General features: G+C 76.0%; 9 protein-coding genes and 2 pseudogenes. 3 read left to right on the forward strand and 8 right to left on the reverse strand.

Annotated features, from left to right (window positions below):
• Positions 1–19 precede the first annotated feature (19 nt).
• The 8 genes from IO33_RS0123635 to IO33_RS0123670 all read right to left on the reverse strand — a co-directional run bounded on the left by IO33_RS0123635 (position 20) and on the right by IO33_RS0123670 (position 9,832).
• Positions 20–538: a methylated-DNA--[protein]-cysteine S-methyltransferase gene (locus tag IO33_RS0123635; RefSeq protein ID WP_245235855.1), complete on the reverse strand. Its 519-nt coding sequence runs from the start codon at positions 536–538 to the stop codon at positions 20–22.
• A 13-nt stretch (positions 539–551) separates the two neighbouring features.
• Positions 552–2,030, reverse strand: a complete 1,479-nt coding sequence (locus IO33_RS0123640; RefSeq protein ID WP_031168254.1) for an AlkA N-terminal domain-containing protein — start codon at positions 2,028–2,030, stop codon at positions 552–554.
• 87 nt (positions 2,031–2,117) lie between these two features.
• Entirely contained in the window at positions 2,118–3,959 is a 1,842-nt protein-coding gene (locus IO33_RS46015) for a serine/threonine-protein kinase (RefSeq protein ID WP_157857892.1), read from the reverse strand.
• Positions 3,960–3,976: 17 nt separating this feature from the next.
• The gene (locus IO33_RS0123650) at positions 3,977–5,569 is read right to left on the reverse strand and encodes a serine/threonine-protein kinase (protein ID WP_063765775.1); all 1,593 of its coding nucleotides are present in this window, start codon (positions 5,567–5,569) and stop codon (positions 3,977–3,979) included.
• Complete coding sequence (locus tag IO33_RS46020; protein WP_051926913.1) at positions 5,566–7,323, reverse strand: FHA domain-containing protein; 1,758 nt, start codon at positions 7,321–7,323, stop codon at positions 5,566–5,568. Before IO33_RS46020 ends, IO33_RS0123650 begins: the two co-directional genes overlap by 4 nt.
• Positions 7,324–7,331: 8 nt before the next feature.
• Positions 7,332–7,625 carry a hypothetical protein gene (locus tag IO33_RS53575; RefSeq protein WP_051926914.1) on the reverse strand — a complete coding sequence of 98 codons (294 nt, stop codon included), beginning with the start codon at positions 7,623–7,625 and terminating at the stop codon, positions 7,332–7,334.
• Positions 7,626–7,653: 28 nt separating this feature from the next.
• Complete coding sequence (locus tag IO33_RS50500) at positions 7,654–8,760, reverse strand: hypothetical protein (protein WP_031168264.1); 1,107 nt, start codon at positions 8,758–8,760, stop codon at positions 7,654–7,656.
• A gap of 175 nt (positions 8,761–8,935) precedes the next feature.
• Positions 8,936–9,832 carry a methylenetetrahydrofolate reductase gene (locus IO33_RS0123670; RefSeq protein ID WP_051926915.1) on the reverse strand — a complete coding sequence of 299 codons (897 nt, stop codon included), beginning with the start codon at positions 9,830–9,832 and terminating at the stop codon, positions 8,936–8,938.
• A 132-nt stretch (positions 9,833–9,964) separates the two neighbouring features.
• Between IO33_RS0123670 and IO33_RS0123675 the strand changes: the two are divergent.
• The 3 genes and pseudogenes from IO33_RS0123675 to IO33_RS47690 all read left to right on the forward strand — a co-directional run.
• Positions 9,965–10,393, forward strand: a pseudogene (locus IO33_RS0123675) (respiratory nitrate reductase subunit gamma); the annotation flags it as partial.
• A 91-nt stretch (positions 10,394–10,484) separates the two neighbouring features.
• On the forward strand, positions 10,485–11,186 hold the full coding sequence (locus IO33_RS0123680; protein WP_031168268.1) for a B3/B4 domain-containing protein: 702 nt from the start codon (positions 10,485–10,487) through the stop codon (positions 11,184–11,186).
• A gap of 36 nt (positions 11,187–11,222) precedes the next feature.
• A pseudogene (locus tag IO33_RS47690) lies at positions 11,223–11,498 on the forward strand (GntR family transcriptional regulator); the annotation flags it as partial.
• Between the last annotated feature and the right edge of the window lie 200 nt (positions 11,499–11,698).

Here is an 11,698-nt window from a genome sequence, read left to right on the forward strand (position 1 = left end):
CCGCCGGTACGGCCGTCGGTCAGAAGAGGGCCGTACCGCGTTCGAAGTCCAGCAGCCGGCGCTTGCGGTCCAGGCCGCCGCCGTATCCGGTGAGGCTGCCGTCGGAGCCGATCACGCGATGGCAGGGGACGATGATGCCGACGGGGTTGCGGCCGTTGGCCAGGCCGACCGCGCGGGAGGCCCCGGGGCTGCCGAGGGCGTCGGCGAGTTCGCCGTAGGTGCGGGTCTCGCCGTACGGGATGCGGGTGAGCTGTCCCCAGACGCTGCGCTGGAACGGCGTTCCGCGCAGGGCCAGTTCGACGGTGAACGACGTCAGCCGCCCCGCGAAGTACGCCGTCAGCTGCTCCTCGGCCTCGGTGAAGACGGCCGGGGTGTCGTCGCGCGGGCCGAAGTCCTCCTCGGCCGGGCGATGCCGCTGGCCGGCCATGTACAGCCCGCACAGGGCGCCGTCGGCGTCGGCGACCAGGGTGAGCGGGCCGTAGGGGCTGTCGATCACGGTGTGGCAGGTCTCGGTGATCTCGGTGATCTCGGTCGTCACGGGTGGAACCTTCTTATACGGGGAGGAAGTTGACCGGGTGGCTGTCGGTCGCCCACAGGTACTGCACCGCGTACGCCCGCCAGGGCCGCCAGGCCTCGGCGCGGGCGGTGAGCGCGGCCGGGGTGGAGGGCAGGCCCAGCTCCCCCGCCGCACGGCGGATGCCGAGGTCGGTGGGGAGGAAGGCGTCGGGGTCGCCCAGGGCGCGCATGGCGATGACGTCGACGGTCCAGGGGCCGAAGCCGGGGAGGGCGAGGAGCCTGGCGCGGGCCTGGGACCAGTCGCTCTCGACGCCCAGGTGGAGGGTGCCGTCGGCGAGTTCGCGGACCAGCGTGCTGAAGGTGGTGCGCCGGGTGCGGGGCATGGCCAGCGTCTCGGGGTCGACGGCGGCCAGTGCCCCGGGGGACGGGAACAGGTGGGTGAGGCCGCCCTCGGGGTCGTCCAGGGGCTTGCCGTGGGCGGTGACCAGGCGGGCCGCGTGGGTACGGGCGGCGGCCGTGGACACCTGCTGCCCGAGGACGGCGCGGACGGCGAACTCGGCCTCGTCGACCGTGCGCGGCACGCGCCGGCCCGGCGCCCGGTCGACCAGCGGCGCGAGCAGCGGATCGGTGCGCAGCCGGTCGTCGACGGCGACGGGGTCGGCGTCCAGGTCGAGCAGGCGGCGGCAGCGGCTGATCGCCACGGTCAGGTCACGCAGGTCGCTCAGGGTGAGGCGGCAGGCGATGTGGTCGGGGCGGGGGGTGAGGGAGGCGATCCCGTGGCCGTACGGCAGCCGGAGCGTGCGCCGGTAGGCGCCGTCGCGCCACTCCTCGACACCGGGTACGGCGGTGGCGGCGAGGTGGCCGAAGAGGTTGGACGGGTTGAGCGGGGCGCGGAACGGCAGCCGCAGGCCGATCCCGCCCGGCGTGCCGGCCCCGGATCCCGGTGTGCGGGCACGCAGCTCGCTCGGTGTCAGGGCGAAGACCTCACGGACGGTGTCGTTGAAGGTGCGGATGGAGGAGAAGCCGGCCGCGAAGGCGATCTCCGCCATGGGCAGCGGGGTGGTCTCGATGAGCAGCCGCGCGGTCTGGGCGCGCTGGGCGCGGGCGAGCGCGAGGGGGCCCGCGCCCAGCTCGGCGAGCAGCTGCCGCTCCACCTGGCGGGTGCTGTAGCCGAGGCGGGCGGCGAGTCCGGGCACGCCCTCGCGGTCCACGAGGCCGTCGGCGATCAGCCGCATGGCGCGGGCCACCAGGTCGGCGCGCTGGTTCCACTCCGGGGAGCCGGGGCTGGTGTCCGGGCGGCAGCGCTTGCAGGCCCGGAACCCGGCCTGCTGGCAGGCTGCCGCGCTCGGGTAGAAGGTCATGTTCTCGGGCTTGGGCGGGACGACGGGGCAGCTGGGCCGGCAGTAGATCCGGGTGGTCAGCACGGCCGTGAAGAACCACCCGTCGAACCGCGCGTCCTTGGACTGCACGGCGCGTACGCAGTGCTCCCGGTCGAGGGGGGTCGCTGTCTGCATGGGTCCAGGATCGGCCACCGCGGCCGCCGCCCGCTGGCGAGAATCCGACATGTACCTGGCCTTGGCCAGGGCTTCGGCGGAATGCGGTCAGGGGCAGGCGTAGGTGAAGGTCGCCGTCGCCTCCAGCGGGCGTGGCCGGTGCGCGACGCGCAGGCGCGCGGTGCCGTGGAAGCGGCCGGGGCCGCGGACCGTCCAGCGCAGGTGCACGCGGAGCGTGCGCGCGCCGCGGCGCGCGGTGCTGACCAGCTCGCCCGTGTCCTGCCCGGCGCCGCGGAGCCAGTGGTAGGCCACGGGGCCGCCGGTGCCGTCCGTGGTGATGTCACCGGTCAGGTCGGCTGTCTGGCCGCAGCGCAGCTCCTTGACGGGGGCGTGCACCCGGACGGCGAGGACCGCCGGGGCGGGCGTGGGGCGCAGGAACAGCCAGAGCAGGAGCGCCGCGATCGCCGCGAGCGCCACCGCGCCGAGCCGGCCGCGGCGTCTGCGCCGGGGGCCCGGCGGTGCGGTGCGTGCCGGGGCGGACGGGGTGTACGTCGCGTCGGCGGGCACGCCGGGTCCGAACCGGAGCAGGATCTCCCCGCCGTCGCCGCCCTCCCCGGCGGACCCCGCCGACGCACCGCCCTGGTGGCGCCGACCGAGCACGGTGGCCTGTTGGTCCGGGGCCGCCTCGGACCCGGCGGACGCAGGGGGGCGGCGGGCACGGCCCAGCACGGTGACCTGGTCGTCCGAGGACCCATCGGAACCGGCGGGCGGCGGGACGCGGCGAGCACGTGCGGTGGCCTGGTCGTCCAAGGACCCATCGGACCCGACGGACGCCGGAGTACGGCGAGCACGGCCCAGCACAGTGGCCCGTTCGTCCGAGGACCCGTCGGACCCGACGGACGGCGGGACGCGGCGAGCACGCATGGTGGCCTGTTCGGCCGAAGTCGCATCAGGGCCGGTGGGCGCCGGGACGCGGTGGGTGAGGCCGGCCGTGGTGGCCTGTTCGGCCGGGAGGTCCGGGCCGTCGGCGCGATCGGCGTCGGGGGGCGGGGCCGCCGGTCCCGCAGCGTGGTCGGCCACCGGCGGGCCGAGCGGGCCGGCGGCCCCGTCCGCCGGTGATCGCGTCGGTGCCGGGGGCGTGGGGAGCGGCGGAAATGCGGGGGTCGTCCCGGCCACCGCCGCGCGCAGTGCCGTGCGGCGCAGGAAGTCGGGTGGGAGGCAGGTGCGGCCGGACACCAGGGTGGCGCGGGCCGCCGCGAGGCCCTCGGTGTCCGCGATGGCGGCGCAGCGGGTCAGGAGGTCCGCCGCGGGAGTGCCCGCGGTGGCCCACGCGGTGGCGAGGGTCCGCGCAAGGGCGGCCCAGGCCCGTGTGTCCGCGGCGCGGGTGCCGGCCACCCGCCCGTCCACCGACCCGGTGCCGGCCACCCGCCCGTCCACCGACCCGGTGCCCGCCGCCGGGGTGTCTCCCAGCACCGTGGCCAGTGCCGCCTCGGTCAGCAGGGCGACGCCGTCCGGGGCGAGGGCCACGGTGCGGGGGCCGAAGCAGCCGTGGGCGAAGCCTGCCGCGTGCAGGGCGAGCAGGGTCTGCGCGGTCTCGTTGAGAACGCTCGCGGCGCTGCCCGCGTCCTGGCCGAGGCCGTCGGCGTGGAGCACGTCGTCGAGTGCGGGCGCCGGCGGCCGGGCGGTGATCAGCCACACCTCGCCCGCCTCGGCGACGAGGTCGACCGTGCCGAGCAGTCCGGGCAGCCGGAGCTTCGCGGTGGCGAGCACCGCGGCGGCCAGGCGCTCGCGCGCTCCCTCGGGCGTGAGCAGGGCGCGGTCGACGCGCAGCGCCCCGCGCACGGGTTCGCCGGGCCGGGCCGGGAGCAGGGCGTGCCAGGTGCCGTGGCGCGCGTCCCGGGTCCAGTCGGACAGGGGCCGGCCGGCCACCGTGGTGGCTGTCGTCGTCATGTCGGTCCGTTCGGGGTTCAGCACGGCGGCGCGTCCAGGGACGCCGTCCGGGGGCCGTTCGCGGCCGGCGGGTCGCTGGTGAGGGTGACGTCCCAGGTGCCACGGCACGGGTGGTTCGAGAAGTCGGCCTCGAACGTCACGGCGTACCGCGTGCTGCCGGACAGGGGCTGCGTCTGCGAGCCGTAGGGGTCGGCGGGGGTGTCGACGTAGTAGTTCGCCGTGACGGTCAGCGGCCCGGTGCCCGTGGTCTCGACCGTCACCGCGGCGGTCAGCGTGCCCGGCCGCTGCCCGCGCTGCCAGGAGCCGATGGTGATCGTGACCGTGCCGGCGCCGTCCGGCCCGGGCGAGGTGGTGCTCGGTGCCACGGTCGGTGCGGTCGTGCCCGTGGACGGGGTGGGCGACGAGGACGAGGGTGCCGTCGAGGGCGAGGACGAGCCGTCCGAGGGTGCCGCGGTGGGCGTCGCGCCGGTCGTCGGCGGGGCGGAGGCCGGGGCGGAGGCCGGCGGGACGGAGGCCGAAGTGCCGGGTGTGGTCGGCGAGTCGAGGGCGGACGGGGTGGAGCCGGCCACGGTCGTCGCCGTCTCGTGCGGGCGGTCCTTCGCGTACGTCGCCCCGCCCGCGACGATCACGAGCGCGGCCGTCGCCCCGGTCGCCACCTTCCAGCCGCCGCGCCTGATCCGGCCCAGCAGGGTCAGGGCCTGGGCCGAGCCGTCGAGGGCCGCGGTCGTGGTCAGCGGGAACAACAGCGCGAGCAGCGCGGCCAGTTCGGCCAGCCGCCGTCGGCCCCGCTCCTCCCAGCCCGCGCCGTAGCCCTCGGTGGCGGAGCGTTCGAGGTCGGCGAGGAGGGCTTCGACGCCCGGCCGGTCCGCCGGGTCCTTCGCCAGGCCGGCGCGCAGCAGTGCGCGCACCGGCCCGGGTACGTCGTCCAGCGGGACGGGGGCGCGCAGGTGCTGCAGGCGCAGGGCGGTGAGGTCGCCGGCGGGGAAGGGCAGCCGGCCGGTCAGGCACTCGAAGAACACCACCGACGCCGCGTACACGTCGGCGGCCGGGCCGCCGGCCACGCCCTGCCACTGCTCGGGCGCCATGTAGGCGGGCGTGCCGGCGGATTCGGTCTCGCGTCCGCTGCGCACGGCGATGCCGAAGTCGGCGAGCGTGCTGCTGCCGTCGGCGCGGACCAGCACGTTCTCCGGCTTGTAGTCACGGTGCACGACTCCGGCGGCGTGCGCCGCGCCGAGCCCCAGCAGGGAGCCCTTGAGCAGGACGAGCGCGGCCTCGGGACCGGTCGTGCCGTGCCGGCGCAGCAGCCCGCGCAGACTGACCCCGTCCACCGCCTCCATGACGATGGCGGCACCGGCGCGTGCCTCGACGTACTCGTACAGCCGGACCACACAGGGGTGCCGCAGCTCGCCGAGCAGCCGGCCCTCGGCGCGGAAGCGGGCGAGGAACTCCCGGTCCGCGAACAGGCGCCCGCTGAGGTACTTGATGGCGACGGGCACGCCGGTCGCGAGGTGCCGGGCCAGGACGACCCGGCCGCCGGACCCCTCGCCGAGGGTGCGGATCGGCTCGTAGCCGGGTACGGTCCAGCCGGTCCCTTCCGGTGGCTGTGTCATGCCGTCCCCTCCACCGGGGCGCCGGGTGCCGTGCCGGGCACCGCCGCGCGCGCCGCCTCCCGGCGGCGGATCAGGCGGGCCAGGGCGCGTACGGGCGCGGACCACACCGGGAAGGCCACCAGGGCGACCACGGCGGTCTCGATCACGGTGGTCCACGGTGCGGGGAGCCTGTCGCCCAGGAGGTCGCCGATCCGGGAGCGCCAGGCCAGCACGGCCAGGGCGAGGAAGCCGTAGGTGCCGGCGACGACGGCCAGGCCGTAGGCGGCCATGCCCGCCTGGCGTGGGCCCGGCCGGTTGCCGGCGCGCAGGTCCCGCCACAGGCCGGTACGGAAGTACGCGCTCGCCTCCTCGCGCAGCCGGGGCACGCGCAGTGCGTCGGTCAGCGCCTGGTAGCCGTCCAGCGGCATCAGGGGGTTGAAGTTGTAGAGGGTGTTCAGGTAGAGGCCGAAGGCCAGGTGGTAGAGGACGGCGGAGGCCGGTCCGGCGGGCAGCAGGGCCGCGCCCGTGGCGCTCCAGCCGGCCAGGGCCGCCGTGGACAGCGGCCCGGACAGGGCCACCACGACCCGGGACCAGCGGGAGCCGAACCACATGTCGCTGGTGTCCACGAACGCGAACGGCATGCCCATCATCAGCAGGAACCCGCCGCGCCGGACCGTGCGGCCGTACGACTTCACGGCGAGCGCGTGGGTCAGTTCGTGGACGAGCAGCGCCGTCACGTATCCGGCGATGAGCAGCACGGGGCCCCACGCGCCCGCTCCGCCGAAGTCCAGCAGGCGGTGGTGTCCCTGCGCGGTGAAGAAGGCGACGAGGCCGCCCACGACGGACAGCCATGCCAGCGTCACCCCGGTGCGGGTGAACAGCCGCCAGCCGAAGGACTGGTAGAGACGGGTCACCAGCCGGTCGAGGCCGGGTACGGAGACCTCCAGTTTCAACAGCGCCCGGTGGACGGCGCGCGCCGCCCGGCGCCAGCCCCGGGGCCGTTCCGCCTCCGGCCGCCCGGGCAGGCCGCGCAGCAGCCCGGCGTCCGCGAACGCGGCGAGCGCGGACTCGATGCGGGGCAGGGCGAGTTCGCCGTAGCGTTCGGCGTACGCGAACAGCAGGTCCCGTACGGTGTTCTCGCCGTCGACCGCGTGCCACAGGAAGACCTGGCGTTCGTCCAGCTCCAGATAGCGCCCGGTGCGGGTGCTGCTGAGCACCCAGCGGGGCTCGGCGCGATCGCCGGGCACCTGCTTGAGGGCCCAGCCGGAGCGGCGGCGGGGGCGCGCGGTGAGCGGGCCGGCCGCCTCCGGGGCCTCCTCCTGGGCGGCGGTGGGGAGTTGGGTCAGCTGGGTGCCGACGACCATCGTGCGCGAGCCGATCCGCGCATCGCGCGGCTGCTCGAACACGAGGCGTACGTCGCCCACGGACAGCTCGGTGCCGTCGGCGAGTCCGGCCACGCCGCCGTGCAGTTCGACGCCCGCGACCGCCGTGCCGTTGAAGGAGTCCAGGTCCTCGATCCGGAAGCCCTCGTCCGTGCGGACGATGCGGCCGTGGCGGCGCGAGACGCTGCCGTCGGCGAGGACGACGTCGTTGTCCGCGCCCCGGCCCAGCGTGGTGATCGGGCCGGTCAGCGGGACCAGCAGGGCGGGGTCGTCGAGGCCGCGCAGCTGGGGTGCGGCGTAGGCCGTCGGTGCCGCGCCGCGCCGGAGGGTGCCGCAGCGCAGGCAGTAGGGGAAGTCGCGCCGCGTGCGGACGCGGCAGACATGGCAGAGCATGCGGTGGCTCAGCCCCCGCCGGAACCGCTGCGGAAGGTTCCGCCGTTGAAGCCGCCGTCCGCCTCGGGGGCGGAGGGCGACAGGCGGGTGGCCGCGTCGCCGGTACCGGGCAGGCCGATGCCGCCGCGCACGGTCGTCCCGGCCCGGCCGAGGGTGCCTTCGCGGCCCCCGCCACCGGGCTCACCACCGCCACCGCCGAAGCGCCGGCCGTTCTCCGAACCCCCTACGCCGTCGCCGGAACCGCCACCGCCTTCGCCGCCGCCGGGATCGCCACCGCCACTGGGACGACGGCCGTTCTCCATCGGGTCCGCGCCACCGCCGTCACCACCCTCACCGCCACCGCCACCGGGATCGCCACCACCGCTCGGACGCACCGCCACCGGGATCGCCACCACCGCTCGGACGACGGCCGTTCTCCGGGTCGCCGGCCCCCTCACCACCGCCGCCCTCGCCACCGCCGCCTTCTCCGCCGCCCCCGGCGCCGCCGCCTTCTCCACCGCCGTCGCCCTCGCCGCGGTCATCGATGCCGCCGTGACCGAAGTGGCCTGTGTCGCCAGCGCCTTCGCCGCCGGTCCCGCCGAAGCCACCATGGCCACCGAAGTCCCCGTGGCCACCGAAGTCCCCGGACCCCGCACCGTCGGGGCCACCGCCGAAGCCGCCGTCACCGAACCCGCCCTCACCGAAACCACCGTCGGCGCCGCCGAAACCGCCGTCGGCCCCGCCGGGTCCGACCTCGCCGAAGTCGCCGCCGGCTCCGCCGAAGCCCCCGTCACCGAACTCTCCGAAGCCCCCTTCGGCGCCCCCGGCATGGCCTCCGAGACCGCCGAGGTCCGCGCCGTCCGCCTCGCCCCCGAAACCGCCGAACTCACCGAACTCACCAGGCTGACCGGACGCACCGAACTGACCGGACTCACCGAATCCGCCGAACTCGCCCGCGCTGTGGCCCGCTACGCCCGGGGGCCCCTCGAACAGCTCACCGCCCAGCAGGCTGTGGGCGCCCGACGGGGAGGCGTCGGCGCCGCCGAGGCCCTCCTGCACGTCGGTGTGCACCAGAGCGTCGGTGTGTGCTGGAACGTCAGTGTCTGCCGGAACGTCGGTGTGCGCCGGAACGTCGTGGTGGGCCAGCGCGTGCGCCGCGCTTCCGAAGAACAGGGAGGACTTGGACAGGCGCGGATCCAGTGCGGCCGGTCCCCCGTCGGCGCCGGCGTCGACGCGCAGGGAGCGCAGTGCGGCGACCTGGGCGGGCGTCAGGCCGAGTCTTCGGGCCACCTCGGCGCTGTCGCCGTCCAGTTCGGCTCTGAAGGCGGGGTCGGCGGCCAGCCGGATCATGGCAGCGCGGTAGGCGTCGTCGGTCATGGCTGGGGTCTCCGTCGGTCTGCGGGCGATGATGCCGATCGCGGCGGAGCCGAGGATCCCCTGGTCGGCGGCAACTGCCATTTCCGGCCATCCCCGCCGATACCTGCTGGAGACGTTATAGAGGTCGTGGCATGAGCAGCGCAAGGGCTTCGACCTGGGCGTCCGAGCCGGTTCGACGCACGACCCGGTGGCGCGGTGGCTGCGAGACGGCTCGCGCCCACCGATCACATACGGCCATCGCGGACGGCCCTGGTGGTCAGCCGCCCCGGTGGTCGCCTGAGCCTCGTGCGTCCCCCTGCCGGAAGGCGGTGACCCACTCCGCCGTGGTCCGCAGTCCGCCGAAGGTGTAGAAGTGCACCTTCACCGTGCCGTGCCGCTCGGGGTCGTAGCGGCGGGCGAGCGCGTGCAGGAAGCGGTCCGGGCCGGTGGTGCCCATGAGGTTGGTCAGCGAGAAGCCGTACTTGCGGGCGACGGAGGTGCTGGTCGCCACGCCGAAGCGGGTGGCGTAGCCGAGCAGCCGGCGGACCCCCGCCGGTCCGGGCACGCCGATGCGCACGGGCAGGTGCACGCCTCGTGCGCGGGCGGCCTCCAGCCAGGTGAGCACCGGGTCGGCGTCGAAGCCGAACTGGGTGATGACGTCGCCGCCGAACCGGTGCTCGCCGATGGCCGCCGCCTTGTCGGTCAGCGCCGACCAGAGCGTGTGGTCGGCTATCGCGGGGTGGCCCTCCGGGTAGCCGCTGATGCCTACGTGACGGACGCCGTGGCTCTGCAGCAGTCCCGTGCGCAGGAGGGCGAGGGCGTCCTCGTACGGGCCCTCGGGGCGGGCGGGGTCGCCGCCGACGACGAAGACGTTCTCGGCGGTGCCGTCCTCCGCCAGCCCGGCCAGGAACTCCTCCAGGGCGGCGCGGGAGGGCAGGCGGCGCGCGGAGATGTGCGGCACGGGAACGAAACCGAGGCGCTTGACCGCGCGGGCGGCCTCGAGTCGCATCCCGAGGTCCTCGCCGGCGAGGAAGGTGATGTTGATCCGGGTTCCCCGCGGGATGCCGTCGCACGCCTCCTCCAGGCGGGACACGTCCTTGCCGGTCATCTCCAGGGAGAAGTCGTCCAGCAGAGCGGCACCGACGACCGGGGGGACGGTGAGAGCGGGGTTCATCGTGCTCCTCGTACGACGGCGGTCCTGGCCTCGGACGATGATGTCACGCACCCGACGGACACCGTGGCCCAGGGCACGCCGCCGGGCGCCGGCGCCTTTGGGGACATGCAGCGCTGCCCCACATGACGGGACGGGCGAACGGTAGCGGTGACGGCCGCCCCGGGGTTCGGCCCGCTGCTGTACCGCCGGCCGCGGGTGCCCGCCGTACGCCGGGCGAGCAGCCGCAGCGACCGCCTGACCCTGCCGCTGCCGGCGCTCGTCCTGCTCGCCGGTCCGACCGCCACCGCCTCCTCGGTGGCCGATCCCTACGACTACCGGCTCGGCGTGGCGGTCTGGTTCCGCGGTCTGTTCGCGCTCGACCCGGACGCCGGCGCGATGGCGCACGCGCCGCTCGTCCACCAGTGCCACGCCCTGCTCGCCCTGGCCCTGTTCGCGCTGTGGCCCTTCGGCCGTCTGGTGCACGCGTTCACCGTCCCGTCCGGCTACGTCGTCCGCCCGTACGTCGTCCACCGCTCCCGGGGCGGCGGCACGGGCGCCCGCGGCGCGGTTATGGACCGGTGAGCCGTACCCGCTTTGGCTCTGGTGACCGGACCACTGCCGCGGCAGGGTGGTGTTCCCGAACCCGCGGAGCGAACCCGAGGAGAGCCTGACCATGCGATTCCGGCACGCGGACACCATCTGGGCCACGTTCCCCGAACTGGCCTCCGGCGCGCTGTACGCCACCGGCATCGGCGCCGCCGCGGACACCGGCCCGCGCGCCGCCGCGTACACCGCCCGTGCCCTGGCCCGGCTGGCCGACACCACCGAGGGCGAGTTCCCCGAAGTGCTGGCCTGGCGGCGGGCGTTCAGCCGGATGGGCATGAAGCCGACGCAGTACCGGTGTGCCTCGGAGTCGCTGCTGCGGCGCCTGCGCAAGGAGGGGGCGCTGCCGCGCATCCATCCGCTGGTCGACCTGTGCAACGCGCTGTCGGTGGCGTACGCCGTCCCCGTGGCGGTCCTGGACGTCGACCGGATCGCCGGGCCGCTGCTGGAGGTGCGGCCGGCCGCCGGCGACGAGACGTACACGGCGTTCGGCGGGGGCGTCGAGCGGCCCGCGCCCGGCGAGGTCACCTTCGTCGACTCCGCGGGGCGGGCGCACGCCCGGCGCTGGACCCACCGGCAGAGCGGCCACTCCGCGGTCGGTGCGCACACCCACCGGGTGCTCGTGGTGGCGGAGGCCATGCACGACGGCGGCGCGGAGGTCGTGCCCGGCCTGCTCAAGACGGTGCAGGAGGAGGTGGCGGCGCACTGGGAGGCGGTCACGGAGTCGGCCGTGCTCACCGGGGCCGCACCGGACTTCGTCTTCGGCGACTGAGCCCGGCGGCATGACAGCATCAGCGGCATGTGCGGCATGAGCGAGGAGGCGGACGCGCCCGCCGTCGTCGAACTCCCGGGCCATGGCTCGGACTTCCTCCAGCTGGCGGCCGGTGAGGTGCCCGCGGGCGGGAAGGCGGAGTGGCTGGCGGGCCGGCTGCGGCAGGCGATAGCGGACGGCAGGCTGGCGGTCGGCAGCAGACTGCCGCCGACCCGGGTGCTGGCCGTCGAACTCGGCGTCTCCCGCGGGGTGATCACGGAGGCGTACCGCCGGCTCGCCGAGGACGGCCACCTGGAGGGCCGCCGCCGCGGAGGCACCGTGGTGGTCGCGGCTCCGTTCGCTCCGGCGCGCGGCGCGCCCGGGGGCGGGGCGCCGGTGCTTCCCCGCCGCGCCGCGCACGGCGGGCCTCTCTCCGGCGTACCCGCAGCGCCGGACACCCCCGCGCCCGGCGTCCCGGACAGGCCGGCCGCGCCCGACGCGCCGCGGACGCGGCCCGCCCGCCTCGCCGGCGA

It is taken from the genome of Streptomyces durhamensis, from assembly GCF_000725475.1.
Taxonomy (GTDB): Bacteria; Actinomycetota; Actinomycetes; order Streptomycetales; family Streptomycetaceae; genus Streptomyces; species Streptomyces filipinensis.